At 65.2% G+C, this 16,833-nt stretch carries 19 protein-coding genes and 1 tRNA gene; 16 read left to right on the forward strand and 4 right to left on the reverse strand.

Going from position 1 to position 16,833, the window contains the following annotated elements; translation table 11 throughout:
* Positions 1 to 42: 42 nt before the first annotated feature.
* The 3 genes from F9929_RS14450 (at position 43) to F9929_RS24710 (ending at position 1,271) form a co-directional block, all read left to right on the forward strand.
* A complete protein-coding gene (locus F9929_RS14450) occupies positions 43 to 729 on the forward strand; it encodes a thiamine diphosphokinase (protein WP_235919317.1) in 687 nt (228 codons plus the stop codon).
* Between the two features lie 215 nt (positions 730 to 944).
* Positions 945 to 1,021, forward strand: a tRNA-Arg gene (locus tag F9929_RS14455).
* Positions 1,022 to 1,148: 127 nt separating this feature from the next.
* The gene (locus F9929_RS24710; protein ID WP_268915662.1) at positions 1,149 to 1,271 is read left to right on the forward strand and encodes a hypothetical protein; all 123 of its coding nucleotides are present in this window, start codon (positions 1,149 to 1,151) and stop codon (positions 1,269 to 1,271) included.
* Between the two features lie 14 nt (positions 1,272 to 1,285).
* Here F9929_RS24710 and F9929_RS14460 read toward each other — a convergent pair whose 3' ends face one another.
* On the reverse strand, positions 1,286 to 1,981 hold the full coding sequence (locus F9929_RS14460) for an SDR family NAD(P)-dependent oxidoreductase (protein WP_152047288.1): 696 nt from the start codon (positions 1,979 to 1,981) through the stop codon (positions 1,286 to 1,288).
* Between the two features lie 155 nt (positions 1,982 to 2,136).
* Here F9929_RS14460 and F9929_RS14465 point away from each other — a divergent pair, with 155 nt between their 5' ends.
* The 8 genes from F9929_RS14465 (at position 2,137) to F9929_RS14500 (ending at position 10,087) form a co-directional block, all read left to right on the forward strand.
* Complete coding sequence (locus tag F9929_RS14465) at positions 2,137 to 2,571, forward strand: curlin (RefSeq protein WP_152047289.1); 435 nt, start codon at positions 2,137 to 2,139, stop codon at positions 2,569 to 2,571.
* 20 nt (positions 2,572 to 2,591) lie between these two features.
* A complete protein-coding gene (gene csgH, locus F9929_RS14470; protein ID WP_152047290.1) occupies positions 2,592 to 2,972 on the forward strand; it encodes a curli-like amyloid fiber formation chaperone CsgH in 381 nt (126 codons plus the stop codon).
* A 176-nt stretch (positions 2,973 to 3,148) separates the two neighbouring features.
* A complete protein-coding gene (locus F9929_RS14475; protein ID WP_235919319.1) occupies positions 3,149 to 3,574 on the forward strand; it encodes a curlin in 426 nt (141 codons plus the stop codon).
* A 42-nt stretch (positions 3,575 to 3,616) separates the two neighbouring features.
* Positions 3,617 to 3,862, forward strand: a complete 246-nt coding sequence (locus tag F9929_RS14480; protein WP_152047291.1) for a hypothetical protein — start codon at positions 3,617 to 3,619, stop codon at positions 3,860 to 3,862.
* Between the two features lie 153 nt (positions 3,863 to 4,015).
* Positions 4,016 to 5,695 carry a putative bifunctional diguanylate cyclase/phosphodiesterase gene (locus F9929_RS14485; protein WP_193227766.1) on the forward strand — a complete coding sequence of 560 codons (1,680 nt, stop codon included), beginning with the start codon at positions 4,016 to 4,018 and terminating at the stop codon, positions 5,693 to 5,695.
* A gap of 601 nt (positions 5,696 to 6,296) precedes the next feature.
* Entirely contained in the window at positions 6,297 to 7,460 is a 1,164-nt protein-coding gene (locus F9929_RS14490) for a porin (protein ID WP_235919328.1), read from the forward strand.
* A 200-nt stretch (positions 7,461 to 7,660) separates the two neighbouring features.
* Entirely contained in the window at positions 7,661 to 8,806 is a 1,146-nt protein-coding gene (locus F9929_RS14495) for an epoxide hydrolase family protein (protein WP_152047293.1), read from the forward strand.
* 138 nt (positions 8,807 to 8,944) lie between these two features.
* Positions 8,945 to 10,087, forward strand: a complete 1,143-nt coding sequence (locus F9929_RS14500) for a DUF3095 domain-containing protein (RefSeq protein WP_152047294.1) — start codon at positions 8,945 to 8,947, stop codon at positions 10,085 to 10,087.
* A 25-nt stretch (positions 10,088 to 10,112) separates the two neighbouring features.
* On the opposite strand, the gene F9929_RS14505 is transcribed toward F9929_RS14500, so the two are convergent.
* On the reverse strand, positions 10,113 to 10,385 hold the full coding sequence (locus F9929_RS14505; RefSeq protein ID WP_152047295.1) for a hypothetical protein: 273 nt from the start codon (positions 10,383 to 10,385) through the stop codon (positions 10,113 to 10,115).
* A gap of 226 nt (positions 10,386 to 10,611) precedes the next feature.
* On the opposite strand from F9929_RS14505, the gene F9929_RS14510 reads away from it, so the two are divergent.
* Together F9929_RS14510 and F9929_RS14515 are read left to right on the forward strand one after the other, a co-directional pair.
* The gene (locus tag F9929_RS14510; RefSeq protein WP_193227767.1) at positions 10,612 to 11,580 is read left to right on the forward strand and encodes a 1-phosphofructokinase family hexose kinase; all 969 of its coding nucleotides are present in this window, start codon (positions 10,612 to 10,614) and stop codon (positions 11,578 to 11,580) included.
* Positions 11,577 to 12,419: an inositol monophosphatase family protein gene (locus F9929_RS14515; RefSeq protein ID WP_152047297.1), complete on the forward strand. Its 843-nt coding sequence runs from the start codon at positions 11,577 to 11,579 to the stop codon at positions 12,417 to 12,419. The genes F9929_RS14510 and F9929_RS14515 overlap by 4 nt, the downstream gene beginning before the upstream one ends.
* Before the next feature lie 22 nt (positions 12,420 to 12,441).
* Here the strand turns inward: F9929_RS14515 and F9929_RS14520 are convergent, their stop codons facing one another.
* A complete protein-coding gene (locus F9929_RS14520; protein WP_152047298.1) occupies positions 12,442 to 12,927 on the reverse strand; it encodes a MarR family winged helix-turn-helix transcriptional regulator in 486 nt (161 codons plus the stop codon).
* A gap of 170 nt (positions 12,928 to 13,097) precedes the next feature.
* Here F9929_RS14520 and F9929_RS14525 point away from each other — a divergent pair, with 170 nt between their 5' ends.
* The 3 genes from F9929_RS14525 to sthA all read left to right on the forward strand — a co-directional run bounded on the left by F9929_RS14525 (position 13,098) and on the right by sthA (position 15,724).
* Positions 13,098 to 13,808: a Crp/Fnr family transcriptional regulator gene (locus F9929_RS14525; RefSeq protein WP_193227768.1), complete on the forward strand. Its 711-nt coding sequence runs from the start codon at positions 13,098 to 13,100 to the stop codon at positions 13,806 to 13,808.
* Positions 13,809 to 13,900: 92 nt separating this feature from the next.
* Positions 13,901 to 14,161 carry a hypothetical protein gene (locus F9929_RS14530; RefSeq protein WP_152047300.1) on the forward strand — a complete coding sequence of 87 codons (261 nt, stop codon included), beginning with the start codon at positions 13,901 to 13,903 and terminating at the stop codon, positions 14,159 to 14,161.
* A gap of 123 nt (positions 14,162 to 14,284) precedes the next feature.
* Positions 14,285 to 15,724, forward strand: a complete 1,440-nt coding sequence (gene sthA / locus F9929_RS14535) for a Si-specific NAD(P)(+) transhydrogenase (RefSeq protein WP_152047301.1) — start codon at positions 14,285 to 14,287, stop codon at positions 15,722 to 15,724.
* 12 nt (positions 15,725 to 15,736) lie between these two features.
* Here the strand turns inward: sthA and F9929_RS14540 are convergent, their stop codons facing one another.
* Positions 15,737 to 16,768, reverse strand: a complete 1,032-nt coding sequence (locus F9929_RS14540; protein ID WP_152047302.1) for an LLM class flavin-dependent oxidoreductase — start codon at positions 16,766 to 16,768, stop codon at positions 15,737 to 15,739.
* Between the last annotated feature and the right edge of the window lie 65 nt (positions 16,769 to 16,833).

A 16,833-nucleotide genomic window follows, 5' to 3' on the forward strand; every position in this document is an offset into this window, starting at 1 on the left:
GACGTTAGGGGAGGGCGGAAGGACAAGCAAGCGGGGAGAAGCGTGCATAAGCTTTTCCGGCGCATGTTTTCAGCCTATGGGCCGAGCATGGAGCCTTTCGTCATCCTTCTCGCCGGTCCGATCCAGGCCAACGACCTTCTTCGCCGCGAGGTGGCGGGCCGTCGCTGCATCGCGGCCGACCGCGGCATGATGCATGCGACGGTGCTCGACCTCGTGCCGGAGCTTTGGGTCGGCGATTTCGATTCGGCGCCCACCGAGCTTTCCGATCTTCATGCCGACGTGCCGCGCGCCGAGTTCCCGCGCGACAAGGACATGACGGATGGCGAGATCGCGATCGAGGAGGCGATCCGTCGCGGCGCCCGTTCGCTGCTTCTCGTCGGCGCGCTCGGCGGCCCGCGCACCGACCATGCCTTCGCGCATCTGGTTCTGGCGCTGCGCTACGGAGCGAGCCACGATCTTACCCTTTTCGACGGTCGCGAGCGCGCCGTGCCCCTGCGCCTCGGCGAAACGCGGATGCGAAGTGTGGCCGGCGCGGCCTTCTCCATCCTGCGCTTCGGCGATGTCGAGGGCCTCACCATCCGGAACGCGCGCTGGCCGCTCGACAGCGTGTCTCTGCCCTTTTCCTCGATCCTCACCCAATCCAACGAGGCGACGGGCGAAGAAATCGTCGTGAACCTCGCCAAAGGTCAGGCGATCCTCATCGCGCAGGCGAGCGCGGAAAAGGACTGAGAGTCGGGGACGAAGCCTCTGGGCAGAGGATGGGCGAGGGATTTCCGTCCGATGACAAGAAGCGAAGCACAGTCGATGCGAGGGCGCATCGGCGAGCATTCGCGACGATAGTCAGCGGCGGAAAGACCCGGCCAGCCGACCCCAAGAGGTTTCATCCCCGGCTCGAAGGTGCCGCACTTGGCGGAACCGCGCCCATTTGTTAGGAAAGAAGCGGCGGTCCCGTAGCTCAGCAGGATAGAGCACCAGATTCCTAATCTGGGGGTCACTGGTTCGAATCCAGTCGGGATCACCATCGGATCGCCAGGGCTTGGCTCGTTTTTCCGCATCGCGCGCAGCGCAGGGCAAGATCGGGACGCGAGATGTTTCTGCAAAAGGAATGGGAGCCGCCGCTGGAGCCGCCGCCACGGCCGAGGCGCGGCATGTCCGAGCGCGAGGAACGCTGGCTCCTGCGCTTCATCTTCGTGATGGCGTTCTTTTCGCTGGTCGCGCCGATCGGCGGCGCGTCGCTCATCGAGGCCCTCGCCGCGCTTTTGAAACTATAGCCGACGAAAACCGGCTACCACTCGATCCGCGAGCCGTCATACGCGAAGAAGCCTCCATTCGCCTCGGGCGGAAGGCTGTCGAGAACCGCGAGAAGCCGGGACGCGGACATCGGCGGCGTCAGGCGTTCGCGCCCGGCGGCGAAGGGGTCCGACAAGGGCGTCGCCACCGTTCCGGGGTGAAGGGCGACAGCCACGGCCATGGGGTGGCTGCGCGCGATCTCGATCGCGGCCGTGCGCAGGATCTGGTTCAAGGCGGACTTCGAGGCCCGGTACGAAATCCATCCGCCGAGCCGGTTGTCGCCAATCGAGCCGACCCGCGCCGAAAGGGTGGCGAAAAGAACGCGGCGCTTGCGCGCCAGAAGCGGCGCGAAATGCTTGAGGATCAGCGCCGGGCCGATCGCGTTGACGGCGAACTGCGCCGCCATGGCGGCCGGATCGAGGGCACGCAGCGTTTTTTCGGGGCCTTGGCCGTCGATCAACAGCGCGCCCGTCGCGTCGAAGACGAGATCGAGCGGACCGCCTTCCGCCGCCTGCTTCGCGGCCGCTTCGATGGAGCTTTCGTTCAAAAGGTCGAAGCCGGTCGCGCGTGACAGGCCGATAACGTGCGCGCAGCGAGGATCGGCCCGCAACTCGCTGAGGATCGCGGAGCCTATGCCCCCGGTGGAGCCGAGAACGACCGCCCGGTAGTCGGATCGCAGCGAGGGGAGCATGGGCATCCTCCAGATGACTGGCGCGGCCTCGTGGCGGTGGGCCCGCGCCGGCTGAATGGCGAGTGAACGCACCCTTCAGGGAAGGTTCCAATGCGGGGGCGCAAAAGAAGATCGTTCGATCCACCCGAGCCCTCGTGCTCCACCGGAGTTCCCCGATGATCCGCCATTCGCTCGCCGCCCTTCTCGCCACCGTCATCGGCTTCGCGGCCGTGGGCGAGGCTTCCGCCAACGATGTCCGTATCGACCAGTATGGCTGGGCGAACTCGGCCGGCGGCAAGCAGGGCGGTTATCGCAACCGTATCCGCGTCCACCAGGACGGCCGGTTCAACACCATGACGGGACAGCAACGCGGCGACCGCAACCTGTCGGCGGTCGGCCAGCAGGGCTCCGACAATTACGGCGCGACTTACCAGACGGGCGACCGCAACCAGGCCGGCATCGGGCAGTTCGGCTCGCACCACACCACTATCCTGACGCAGGACGGCAACGGCAATATCGCCGCCGGCGTCCAGGTCGGTCGCGGCTGCGAGGCCAATGTCGCGCAGGGCGGCAGCGGCAATGTCGCGGCCTTCGTCCAAGCCTGCGACTGAAGCGAAAGGGACTGAGAACAATGATTCCTATATCCAAACGGATCGTGCCGGCGCTCCTCACGGCACTCGCCGCCGGCGCCGTTCTCGCCCCCGCCGTTTCCGCCCGGACCGGCGATGAGGCGGCGAGTTGCGAGATTCGCGCTTCGCGTGGCGGAGGAGCCGTCACCCTCACCGCCCTCGTTCACGCCGAGCACCGCGTCGAAGGCAGCTATTCCCTGCGCGTGAAGGGCAGGGGGACAAGTATCGACCAGGGCGGCCCCTTCGCCGCGCGGGCCGGACGCGAGGCCGTGGTGGGCACCGTCACGCTCGGCACGCAAGGCGCCTCCTTCGAGGCGAAGCTCGACGTCACCGTCGACGGCGAAACCGTGACATGCCGACAAAGCATCCGTGGCGGCATCTGACATGCCTCCACGACAAATCCGCGATCAAAGGGCGCCCTCATCCGGCGCCCTTTTGTTTTTCTCTTATTTTGGCGCGTGGCTGAACGGCAGTTGAACGAAGGGTTCCGGCGCTGTTCAGCCGGTTCGGGCGATGATGCGGCATCGGTTGGACAAGACCGGACGACGGAGAAACTCCCATGACGATCGCATCACCCCGCCCGCAGATTTTCGCCGTGCTCGTCGCCGCCGCCACGGTGATGGTCGGGCAGGCTGCCTTGACCGAGCCGGCCTCGGCCGGGGGCCGCGTTTCCTGGACCTATGCGCCGAGCGATCGGGATGCGTCGAGCGCCCTTTCCATGGGGCTCCAGGCCTATGGGTTGATCAACGATTTTCGTTCGGGAGAGATTCGCCAGAAGGGGCGGAACAATCGCGCGGGGCTCGGGCAGAACGGTCGCGGCAATCTCGGCATCGTGCAGCAGCGCGGCGACGGACATTCGGGCACCCTGCAGCAGAACGGCGACAACAACGCCTTCGGTTTGTTCCAGTTCGGGCGCGGCACCGACGACCATGTGGTCCAGAACGGCGACGGCGGCAGCGGCACCACCTTCAGCTACGGCTGGTGAACGGGTGTTGACAGGCGATCGCGCCGAGGCAGGATGGCGGCCATGAGTGTTTCCCTTTCCGATCTAACGCCGCTGCAGATCCGACTGATGATCCGCCTCGACGAGGATTGCGAAAGCCACGACCATGTCGGCCGGTTGCGCAGCGAGATCCCCCCATTCTTCGCGCCGGCCATTGCTTCGCTTTGCGATCTGGAAATCGCGGAGGAAACGGCCGGATGGAACGGCACGTCCTGGATTCGCCTCACCGGGCTCGGGCGGCGCTTGCGGGCGATGGCGCGATCCGAATAAGCGGGCGCGAGGGGCCAGCCTTCGCATGCCGCGAATGTTCTCAACACCTTGTTGACCTTGCCGAAAAATCCGGCCGGACCGCGATGACCTCATCGAAAGCACGCACGTTGTGAGGAGGGAGCCCTTGGGCGCCCCGACCATACGGAGATGCTCGTGCCTTCCCTTTCGATGCAAGACGGGATGTATCGCCAGCTCGTGCAGGGCGTGTCCGACTACGCGATCTATCTGCTCGATCCCAACGGTGAAATCCTGACCTGGAATCCGGGCGCCGCATTGATGAAGGGTTACGGCGAAACCGAGATCGTCGGCCGGAACTTCGCCATCTTCTATACGGACGAGGAGCGCGCTGCCGGCATTCCCTCGCACAATCTGTCGAGGGCGCGCGGATCGGGGCGCTTTTCGGAGGAAGGCTGGCGTCGGCGAAAGGACGGCACGAGGTTCTGGGCCGATGTCGTGATCGATCCGCTGCGCGACGAGAAGGGCGATGTGGTCGGTTTCGCCAAGACCACGCGGGACATGACGGCCCAGCGCGCCGCCGAGTGCCGCCTCGCGCATCTCGCCGGACACGACGCCCTGACCGGTCTGCCGAACCGCGCCACCTTCTTCGCGAAGCTGGACGAGGCGATCCCGCAGGTCGTCTACGGCGCGGGAATGGCCGTGCATTACGTCGATCTCGACCGCTTCAAGCCGGTGAACGATAGTTTCGGCCATCTGGTGGGCGACGACGTTCTGCGAACCGTTTCCGCGCGGCTGAAGGCGGTGGCGGGGCCGGGATCTCTCGTCGCGCGGCTTGGCGGCGACGAATTCGCCGTGCTCCAGTTCGGCGTCTCGAACGTGGAGGCCGCCGGCGCCCTCGCCGAGCGCATCGTGTCGACCCTCGCCGACCCGATTCGGGCGCAGAATGCCGTGGTGGCGATCGGCGCCAGCGTCGGCTACGCTTGCGCGCCCATCCACGGCGACCACGCCTGTTCGATCCTCAGAAACGCCGATCTGGCGCTTTATCGCGCCAAAGGCGAAGGGCGGGGCTGCTGGCGGGTCTATGACGAGACGATGGGTGCTGAGGCTTTGACGCGCGGCGTCATGGAGTTGAAACTGCGTCAGGCGCTCATGGCCTGCGATTTCCAGCTTCACTACCAGCCGGTCGTGGAAACAGGGAGTTTGCGCACGGTCGGCTACGAAGCGCTTTTGCGCTGGCAGGACGCGGGCGGACGCCACATCCCGCCGGGCGAATTCGTGCCGCTCGCCGAGGAACTCGGTTTGATGCCGGAACTCGGAGCCTGGGTGCTCCGCAATGCCTGCCGGGACGCGGTTCTCTGGGAGGACGATTCGATCCTGTCGGTGAACGTCTCGGCGACGCAACTTCGCGAGCGCGACTTTCCCGATATGGTGGTCTGCGCCCTGCGCGACAGCCGATTGCCGGCACGGCGTCTGGAACTCGAGATCACCGAAGCGGCGGTTCTTTCCAATCCTGGGATCGCGGAGGATGTTCTGGCGCGCCTGCGCTACCTCGGGGTCGCGGTCGCGCTCGATGATTTCGGCACCGGCTTTTCCGGGCTCGGCACGATCGATCGGCTTCCGCTGAGCCGGGTCAAGATCGATGGGCGGTTCGTCGGCGCTCTCGACAAGAACCCGCGCTCCAGAAGCGTCGTTCGATCGATTCTCGCCCTTTGCCAAGGCTACGGACTGCCGGTGACGGCGGAAGGCGTCGAAACGCGCGAACAGTTGGCGCTGCTGCGGCGCGAAGGCTGCGGTTTCGCCCAAGGCTATCTCGTCGGGCGGCCGCAGCCGGCGATCCATTGGCGCCTCGAAGCGAGCGCCCTTCGTTCCGCGTGACGGGAACGCATTCGACCTCTGTCATTCTACGTCTGCCCGTGAAGCAAGGCCCTGCAGAGCATGCAGGCCATGTCATCCGGTCGTCACGGAACCGGCTTATCCGATCACTCCGTGGCCAGCGAAAGTTTCGCGCAGGTTGGGTGGGATAGACTGCCCGTTACTGTCGAAGAGCGCTGGATGATCACTTCGCGAAGTCGAAGTCGGCATTCATTATTAGTTAATACTTCTTCTTCGGCATTTTTCTCCCGTGCTTATCCAATTCCGGACGTGTTAGACTCCGCATCTGATCGATGTTGCGGAAATGTCGCTGTATGATCCGCCAAATAGTGCTTTTTTTGCAACAAATCTACTTCGAGATCTCACGGCGCAGCTGAAACATATTGATTATGTCGGTCAGTTCAGTGAATTTCCTCCTCGGAAGCCGGCGGATCAGTTCCGGCGCTTCTGAACGAAACGAAGGAAGGCGAGCCGGTTCGGCGAGACCTTACCCGAAGCAAATTCTGGCTGGAGCTGATACCATGAACATCAAGAGCCTTCTTATCGGCTCTGCTGCGGCACTCGTCGCAGTTTCCGGCGCCCGCGCCGCCGATGCCCCGTGACCATGGTCGAGCCGGAGCCGGTTGAATACGTCCGCGTCTGCGACGTCTACGGCACGGGCTTCTTCTACATTCCCGGCACCGAGACCTGCCTCAAGATCGGCGGCTATGTCCGCATGCGTTTGAACGCCGCCGGCGACATCGAGGGAACGGGCAACGACCGCATCGGAGTTAATGCGCGCGATCTCGACGATGCGAACCGCGACTACGACTTCAACACCCAGACTCGTGGCCGTCTCGAGTTCGACGCCCGCGAGGAAACCGAGCTTGGCATGCTGCGCGCTTTCGCCCGCCTCGAAGCCACCAACATCTCCGGCTCGGATCTCGGCTACGGCACGTCCAACAACGGCGTGAACATGCCGCAGGCGTTCATCCAACTCGGCGGCGTGACCATGGGCCGCCTCGACTCGCTCTGGGCGACCGGCGACGGTCTCTACACCGACAACGACTGGTCCGTCGGCGATCTGTCCAACAACCAGGTCCGTTACACCTTCGCCACCAACGGCTTCACGATCTCGGCCTCGGCCGAAGACGAAGGCGACGGTGACGCGATCCCGGATGTCGTGGCGCAGATCGCCTACAAGTCGGCCTGGGGCTCTGTCTACGTGTCCGGCGTGTACGACGAGGACGCCTACGATCCGAACCTCCTGGGCGGCGTCACCCGCAACTACGCCATCTTCGGCAAGGATCAGGGCGACAACGAGGACGGCGCCTTCGCGGTCAAGGCCGGCGCCGAGATCAAGGACCTCATCTACCTCGGCGGTTCGCTCAAGATCGAAGGCCATTACGCTTTCGATCCGACCGAATACGCCTCGCTCGCACCCGGCAACTACCTCATCGGCATTCAGGCCCAGGGCACCTCGGCCAGCGGCACCTTCGCCACTGTGTCGCTTCCTGAAGAATGGCAGATCGGCGGCGGCTACAAGCAGTCCTTCGGCAAGCTGACGGCCTATCTCTCGGGCATCTACGGCCAGACCTTCGACATCGGCTATGCCAACGGCACCGAAGACAACGCCAACATCTGGGGTGTCGCCGGCAGCCTCGGCTACCAGGTCACCTCGAACTTCTCGGTTCTGGGCGAAGTCTCCTACCGCGACGTCGATCTGTCGGGCGGTTTCAACGATCTCAACCAGACCCGCGGCTTCGTCGAGTTCAAGCGCTCCTTCTGATCGCATCGCGACAACGCAAGCAGCATAGGAAAGGCCTGGCGGAAACGCCGGGCCTTTTTTCATTTCCCGTTCTTTGAGCGGACGCCGCCTCGCTCCCCTGACCGCCTTAAGCCCGATGGAACGGCTCCCGCCTTCCCCCGCTTTCCCTTCCCGGCATCGCGGCCGTGTCGAAGGTCGCGCGGACGAGCGGAGACGTTGGCATGGCGAATGATCCAAGACCCTTCACGGTGGATTGGGACGAGGCGGCGGTCGAAGCGGTGCTGGAGCGGGTGCGCTCCTATCGCTTTCCGCCGCAGCCCGAAGGGGAGGGCTGGCGCTATGGATGCGACGGCGAGTTTCTGCGGGCGATCACGGCCTACTGGACGCAAGGCTACGATTGGCGCGCTGCGGTAGAGCGGCTCAACCGCTTCCCGCAATTCACCGCCACGGTCGAGGGCGTCGATCTCCACTTCGTCCACGTCGTCGGCGAGGCCGAAGGGCGGCGGCCCCTGCTTCTCAGCCACGGCTGGCCAGGCTCGCACCGCGAGTTCTGGAAGATCGTCGAGCCTCTCGCTTTTCCTTCCCGGCATGGCGGACGAGCGGAGGATGCCTTCGATCTGGTGATCCCGTCCCTGCCCAATTTCGGCTTTTCCGGCAAGCCGGCCGAGACGATCGACCAGCGCCGGACCGCCGATCTCTTCCACAGCCTGATGACGCAAACGCTGAGGTATCGCCGTTTCCGTGCGCATGGCGGCGACTGGGGGGCGCTCGTCACCTCGCTTCTCGCCCTTCATCACGGCGGCGACCTCGACGCGGTCCATCTCACCATGATGTTTCCCAAGCCCGCAGACGCTCCGGAAAGCGAGGATGAACGCGCGTGGCAGACGAAGATGGAGGAGATCGAGCAGCGGATGGGTGGCTACCGCCATCTGCAGGGCTCCCGTCCGCAAAGCCTGTCCTGGGCCGTGTCCGACAGTCCGGTCGCGCAGGCCGCCTGGATTCTGGAGCGTTTCCATGATTGGGCCGATCTGGAAGGTCGGCGGTTCGAAGACGTCTTCACGCGCGACGAGCTTCTCGACACGATCATGATCTACGTCATGACCGGCGCCTTTCATTCCTCCATCCGCTGTTATTCGGCCGCGAAGGAAGCCTCTTTGCGCGAATTGCCGAAGGGACGGCGGATCGAGGTGCCGACCGCCTTCGCGCGCTTTCGCGATCCGCTCCATCCCTGGCCGCCCCGCGATTACGCCGCCAAGGCCTTCGCGATCTCCCGATGGACGCAGATGGCCCATGGCGGGCATTTCCCGGCTCTCGAAGCACCCGATCTTCTGGTCGAGGATCTTCGTGCCTGGGGACGGGAGTCCTGAGAAGCGGCCGATCTCTTCCCGCACGCCGGAAACTCGGGTCCTTCCCGGCGGCCGGCCCCTTGTTACATGAATGAGATGCGCTGAGGGCGCGAAAGGGAATCCCCGACCGGCAGGTCCGGCAAGACGAGGAAACGACGAGTGCCCGGCGATTTCTATGCCGATCTTCCGCCGGTGGAGCATTTTCTGCATCTCGCAGGAATTGAGCATTATCGCCCGGTTCCCGACGATACGGTGCTGTTTCTCGGCGATGTGGTGGGCTCGACGGATGCCATCGCGGAAGGTCGATACAAGGAAGTCAACGTCGCGGCCGCCGCCATCGTCGCGGCGATCGGCAATGCCTTGAGCCCCCGCCGCGTCGCCTTTTCCTTCGGAGGCGATGGCGCGGCCTTCATTCTGCCGGCGGACCTCGCCGAAGCCGGCCGCAGCGCCCTGGCCGGCGTGGTGCGCTGGGTCGGGGCGACGATGGATCTCGATCTGCGCGCCGCCTCGATCCCGGTCGCCGAGATTCGCCAGGCCGGTCTCGACCTTCGTCTCGCCCGCTTCGCGATCACGCCCGACCTGTCTTATGCGATGTTCTCCGGGGGCGGGCTCGCCTGGGCGGAAGCGCGCATGAAGGAAGGGCGTTTCGCCATCCATCCGGCCGACGAGCCGCCGCCGGACCTCGAAGGCCTGTCCTGCCGCTTCGCCAGCATGCCTGCGCGCAACGGCTTGATTCTGTCCCTCATCGTGGTGCCCGGCGAACGGGACCGGCTGCCTGAGTTTTCCGCCTTCGTGCTCGATCTCCTGAAACTCGCCGAAAGCCGCCACGGCGAGTTTCGTCCGATCCATGAGAAGGGGTTGAAGATCCGCTGGTCCTTGAAGGATTTCCTGACTGAGACGAAGACAGCCGCGGCACGGCGGGGAGGGCGCAACTTCGCCAGCTTCCTGCGCTCGGGCGCCAAGAGCGCCGTCGCCAACGCGGCGATGCGCATCAATCGGCCGTTTGCCGGTTTCGATCCCGCAATCTACCGTCAGGACATCGTCCGCAACACCGATTTTCGCAAATTCGACGACGGGTTGCGCATGACGCTCGATTGCAGTGCCGCGACCGCCGACGAGATCGAGGCGATGCTGGCGCGCGGAAAGGCGCAAGGGCTCCTGCGCTACGGCACCCACCGGCAGGACGAGGCGATGCTGACCTGTTTCGTGCCCTCGCCCCGCGCCAAGGACCACGTCCATTTCATCGACGGAGCGGCCGGCGGCTACGCTTTCGCCGCGCAGGCCCTCAAAAGCGGCGGGTGACGGCGGCCGGGCCGGAGGCGTTCGCTCAGCCGAAGCGCTTCAGCCTTTCCGAAAAGGCCAGGGCGCGCTCCTGCAGGCTGCGAACGGGGAAGGACGAGGCCTGCAGCGCTTCCAGGCGGCGCGTCACATGGCTTTCCAGAAACTGTTCCGCTTCTTCCTGCGGCAGCTTCAAGCGGCTTTGGCCGTCGCGGCTGCGCTTGCGGTCCCAGCCCATGGAGATGGAATGGGCGCGGGCTTGCGCGTTCGAACAGCCGAGAAACTCGCCCGCTTCTGCGTAGGTCAACCAGATCTGAGGCATGGGAAAGGTCCTTGTCTTTGCCTGCTCCTGCCTCGACCTTAAGCGCGTCCGGCTTAAGCCTCCCGTCCCGCATTCGGTAAGAATCGAGCCATTCGCTTGCTCCTCGAATGGCGTCGAATGGGGACGACCGGAAAAGCGGCAAATCGAACGGAGCGGTCCGTTTCGTTGCGCAGTTCCTCCTTCCGAACCGCGTATTTTCGCGCGAGACACGGGAGAAACGAACCGGATGCAGGCAGACTTTTCTTCCGATATCGGCTTGGCGGAACGGATCAAGGAGAAGGGTCGGATCTGCGTCTTCGCGCCCTGGCCGATCTTCACGGTGACGATCGAGCGTCACGCCACGGGGGCGGACGACGTTTATTTCCATGCCGGGGGACAGGCCGTCTGGGTCGCGCGCATGGTGGCGGGCCTCAACGGGCACCCGATCCTGGTCGGCCCGTTCGGCGGCGAGGCCAAGACGCTTCTCGAAGCGCTTGTAGCGTCGGAGGGCATCGAGCTTCGCTGCGTGCCGGTGAAAGCTTCGAACGGCGGCTATGTCGACGACCGCCGCGAGGGCACGCGGCTCCGGCTCGCGACCGTCGCTCCGCCCACGCTTGACCGTCACGAAGCCGACGACCTCTACAACGCCACGCTGGCCGAGGCGCTGCGCTGCGGCACGGCGGTGCTGACCGGCCTGCCCGACAAGGAAGTGCTGCCCACCGACTTCTTCCACCGTCTCTTGAAGGACCTGCGTGCCAACGACGTGAGGGTCGTCGCCGATGTCGCCGGTCCCGTTCTGGAGGCGATCGAGACGGGCTTGACCCTTTTGAAGATCAGCCACGAGGAACTGAACGAAGCGGGGCTGGCGAAGGATGACAGCCCGGCCGAGCTTTTCGCCGCCATGGACAAGCTGCGCGGCAAGGCCGAGAACGTTGTCGTATCGCGCGCCGGCGCCGGCTCGCTTGCCCGGTTCGGCGATCGGCATTTCGAGGCCAAAGGACCCGAAATCCACAGCCGCGACCATACGGGCGCGGGCGATTCCATGACGGCGGCGCTTGCCGTCGCGCTCGCCGCCGGCCTCGATCCCGCCGACGCTTTGCGCCTCGCCACCGCCGCCGGTGCCATGAACGTCACGCGCGGCGGGCGTGGCACGGGCCGGCTCCGGGATATCGAGGTCCTGGCCGCGCGGGTGGAAATCAAGGAGATCGAGCCATGAGCCGAACCCTGCCGGATCTCGCGCCGATCCATGCGCTGGCGGTCGAGATGGCCGAACTTGCCGGGGCGCAGATCACCGCTTCGCTCGGGCGGGCGCTGGCGGTGCGTTATAAAGCGCTTGGCGCCGATCCGGCGGCCGAGTTCCGCGATCCCGTTTCTGAAATCGACCAGAACGTGGAAACGCTGCTGCGCACCCGGCTCGCAGACCGGTTTCCCGATCACGGCGTCATCGGCGAGGAAAGCGCGCCCACGGGCGGCTCCGGTGCGGACTTCACCTGGATCATCGATCCGGTGGACGGCACGGCCAATTTCGTCAACGGCTATCCGCTTTTCGCCGCATCCATCGGCGTCGCCTTCGAAGGGCGGCCGGTGATCGGCGCGGTCTGGTGTTCGGCAAGCCACGCGCTGCGACCGGGCGTCTACCACGCCGTGGAGGGGGGAGCGCTTCATTTCGAGGCGCAGCCGATCGCGGCCGTGGATCGCAGCGGCGTTCGTCGCCGGATCGTCGGCCTGCCGCGCGTGCCGGTCGGGCTCGATGTCGGTTTCGAGGCGCGCCAATCGGGCTCGGCCGCGCTCGAATGCGCGTTCGTCGCGGCCGGTCTTCTGGCCGGAGCGCGCTTCGAGGCGCCCAATCTTTGGGATGTCGCGGGCGGCATCCCGCTCCTGGCCGCCTCGAACCTGTCGGTCCTGACGCGTCTGTCGAATGCCACCGCCGAATGGGAGAACTTTGCCGGCTTCGGGGATATCTGGACGCCGGAGGAAGGCGCCGCGATCTGGCGCCAACCTCTTCTCGTGGGGGATCGGGCGGCGGTCGCAGCCCTTGGCCGGCTGGATCTTTAGGACCTTGCCCTTCCGCCCCCTGTCAACGCAGGCGGCGCAGGCGGGTGGTCAGAAGTTCATCGACCTTGCCGAGGACGCGAACCTGCGTCTCGAACTCTTCCGCTCCGAACGAGCTTTTCAGTTCCGCTTCCAGCCGATCCCAGACCTCCTGGACGGAGTTGCGCGCTTTTTCGCCTTCCGGCGTCAGGGCGACCATGGTGCGCCGCGCGTCCTCGCTGCTGGCCGTGCGCTTGACGAGATCGCGGTCGATCAACCGGTCGAGCATCTTGGAAACGGTGGAAGGGCGCACCGCCAACTGGTCGGCCAGAACAGAAACGCTGATCGTCTCGCCCGGTATCAGCGACTGAAGCAACTGGTCCTGACCGGGATGCAGGCCGACATCGGCCAGAAGCAAGGTGAGAAAAGCACGACTCGATTTGGCGATCGATAGAAGCGTCGGGACGAGTTCGCCGACTTCTTCTTCCGATCCGGACGCAGCGACGATCGTGCCACCTTCATCCGGGGTCATTCCGGTGATCTCTTCATCGCGGTTCCCCTTGCAGCCTGAATAGACCTCTCGGCTAACATTCTTAAAGGGGACACACTGCTTAACTGCGATATAGAACGAATGGGAATTGCATCCTTTTCGGCAGAATCTCATCCATGTCAGAATGCAACGCTCCACGAGGTAGTTGCCTCGTGGCGAAGCTCGAACATTACATGGAGCTTTCCGATGCCGAGCGTGACCATCTCGCGAGGCTGGAGGAGGTCGAGCGCGATTATCGCCGCCGCGAGGTCCTGACCGAGCGCGACGACGCGATGGCCGATATCATGGTGGTGAAGTCCGGCTGGGTTTACGGCAGTTCGGCCAATCCCGACGGCAGCGAGTTCGTGGCGGAACTCTACCTGCCGGGCGACTTCATCGGCATCAACCAGATCGGCTTCTTTCGCTCGCCCTTGACCTATGCCGCCGCGACCGACGCGGTGTGCTGTCCCTTTCCCAAGGTGCTGATGGCCGGGATGATGAAGGCCCACCCCCGGCTCGTCGCTCTGATCTTCTCTATCGCCTCCATCGAACATTCCGAAACCATCGATCGGATGCGCGCCATCGGCCGCATGGGTGCGCGCGAAGCGTTGGCGATCTTTCTTCTCCAGATGCTTTCGCGTTTGCGCATCACCGCCGGCAGAGCCGACGGGAGTTCCTTCGACATGCCCTTGTCCCAGGAAATGATCGGCAACATGGTGGGGCTGTCCATGGTGTCCGTGAACCGGGCTTTCCGTCAGTTGGAAGACGAGGGGCACATCCGCCGCGACGGGCGGCGGATCGAAGTCCTGGCGCCCAAGCGTCTGGGCGAGGAGGTCGATTTCATGGACCGCCACCAGAGCATCGACACGAGCTGGTTTCCCTGAAGGCCGGGGCGCGGCGCTCCGACCCACCCGACGGAACGCCTCGGGGCTCCCGTGCCTTTTCGTTCAAAGAGCGAGTGCAGGAGACCGACCTCATGTCCGATACCAACAAGAACCGCCTTGACGATCCGCGCCTCGACGCCGACCTCGCCCATGTCGGCGACGGCGACAAGACCGATCCGAAACCAGCCCGTCTCGGCTCCGCGCCGGCGCCCGACGGCGGCGATAACCCGGACCGCGCCGGCGGCGGGGTCGATCGGGAGGCGATCGGCGGCGGCGCTCCCCGCGCCAGCAGCGTCGAGGGCGTGGACGAAGCCGCGGCCGAGCGCGAATCGATCGTGGACGCGACGCGCTGATCCGACCGGCCCCGGCGGGGGCGATATCGTCCTCGCCGAACTGCGGCAGCGGTAGGGCGAAAGCAAGGATTGTCGTCTTATAGTTCCGGGCGACAAACAACCCATGAGCTTTCGGACTTCGCGATGTCCCGTTTCGACCTGATCATCATCGGCAGCGGGCCTTCCGGCCGACGCGCCGCCGTGCAGGCCGCCAAGCTCGGCAAGCGGGCCTTGGTGGTGGAAAAGCGCCAGCGCGTCGGCGGTGTGTCGGTGCATACTGGCACCATCCCCTCCAAGGCGCTGCGCGAAACGGTGCTGAACCTCACCGGGTGGCGCGAGCGCGGCTTCTACGGCGCCGCCTATCGCGTGAAGAAGGATATCTCCGCCGCCGATCTCTGGCAGCGCGGCGCCAAGGTGCTGGAACACGAGGTCGACGTTCTCGACCACCAGTTCGCGCGCAATCGCGTGGCGACCGTGCAGGGCGAAGCGCGCTTCGTGTCGCCCCACCGCATCGAAGTACGCCGCACAAGCGACGGCGAAGCCGAGCATTTCGAGGGCGACCGCTTCCTGATCGCCTGCGGAACACGACCGCACCGGCCGACGCATGTGCCCTTCAACGGTCGCACGGTGTTCGATTCCGACGAAATCCTGAAGCTCGAGGAACTGCCGCGCTCGATGACCGTGGTCGGGGCCGGCGTCATCGGCGTCGAATATGCGACGATCTTCTCGGCGCTGGAAATCGCCGTCACGCTGGTGGAGCCCCGCGCCACCTTCCTCGACTTCATCGATCGCGAACTGATCGAGGAGTTCATGCACGAGCTGCGCGACCGCAACGTGTCCCTGCGCCTCGGGGCGGAGGTGACGGCGGTGGAGTTCGATTCCGCCGGCCGACCGATCTGCCGCATCGCCAGCGGGCGGGACGTCACCAGCGATGTTCTTCTTTATGCCGCCGGCCGGATGGGCGCGACGGAGGGGCTCGGCCTCGAAGCGGCCGGGCTTGCCACCGACCATCGCGGCCGTTTGTCGGTCGATCCCAAGACGCTCCAGACCGCCGTCCCGCACATTTATGCCGCGGGCGACGTGATTGGCTTCCCGAGCCTGGCGTCCACCTCGATGGAGCAGGGACGCCTCGCCGCGCTCCATGCCTTCGGCCTTCAGCCTCAGTCTCCGCCCGAGCATTTTCCTTATGGCATCTACGCCGTTCCGGAAATGTCGACGGTCGGCATGAGCGAAGAGGAAGTCCGGCAGCGAAAGATCCCTTACGAATGCGGCGTCGCGCGCTTTCGTGAAACCTCGCGCGGCCACATCATGGGCCTTCAGTCGGGCATGATGAAGATGATCTTCTCCAAGAAGTCGCGCCGGCTTCTGGGCGTCCACATCATCGGCGAAGGCGCGACCGAACTGATCCACATCGGTCAGGCGGTTCTGAACCTCAAAGGCACGATCGACTACTTCATCGATTCGACCTTCAACTATCCGACGCTCGCCGAAGCCTACAAGATTTCGGCGCTGGATGCCTGGAACCGCGCCTTCGCGCCGAGCGCCATGCCGCCCGAGCAGCCGGCGATCGACGACGCCGCCTGACGGGTTTTCGCGTCAGGCCAGCATGTCGCGCACGAGCGGCGCGACCTTCGTCCCATAGAGATGGATGCAGCGCATCATCTTCTCATGGGACAAGGGGCCGGCGGAATATTTGAGATCGAAGCGGGAAAGGCCCAGCGCCTTCACGGTCGCCGCGATCTTGGCGGCCACCGTTTCCGGCGAGCCGATATAGAGCGAACCGTGGTCGGCCTCGCGGTCGAAGTCGGCGCGCGACAGCGCCGGCCAGCCGCGCGTGCTGCCGATCAGGGCATGCATGCGCTGATAATCGGGAAAGAACTCGTCGCGCGCCGCCTCGTCGCTCGTTCCCACATAGCCCGGCGAATGAACGCCGATCGACCGCACGGGCCGGCCGAATTCGTTGAACGCCCGGCGGTAGAGATCGGCATAAGGGCGGAAGCGGGCGGGGTTGCCGCCGATAATGGCGAGCATCATCGGCATGTCGTAGCGCGCCGCGCGCACCACCGATTCCGGCGAACCGCCGACGCCGATCCAGGTGACGAGCCGGCCCTTCTCGACGGTCGGGAAAACGCGCTGGTTTTCCAGGGGCGGGCGCGTTTGCCCGCGCCACGTCACCGCGCCGCCGGCCGCCAGCTTGGCGAAGAGGTCGAGCTTGTCCTCGAACAGCGCCTCGTATTGCGAAAGGTCATAGCCGAAAAGCGGAAAGGATTCCGTGAAGGAGCCGCGCCCGAGAATGACTTCCGCCCGGCCGTTCGACACCGCGTCGAGGGTGGCGAAGCGCTGGAACACGCGGATCGGGTCGTCGGACGACAGAACCGTTACGGCCGAGCCGAGCCGGATGCGGCTCGTGGAAGCGGCGAGCGCGGCGAGCACCACGTCCGGCGCGGAAACGGCGTAGTCCTCGCGGTGATGTTCGCCGATGCCGAAGAAGTCGAGCCCGCTCTCGTCGGCGAGCCGTCCTTGCGCCACGACGTTGCGCACGACCTGTGCGTGCGCCAGCGCATGACCGTCCGCCCCGGCCGTCACGTCGCCGAAAGTGTCGAGGCCGAGTTCGAGGGTCGCAGTCATGAGGTCCGCCGTGGCACTGGATGGCATTCGCTTCTGTCACAGCGCGCGAGGAGGAGAAAGCCGCG

This window comes from Aureimonas psammosilenae, from assembly GCF_009176975.1.
In the GTDB taxonomy this organism is placed as follows: domain Bacteria; phylum Pseudomonadota; class Alphaproteobacteria; order Rhizobiales; family Rhizobiaceae; genus Plantimonas; species Plantimonas psammosilenae.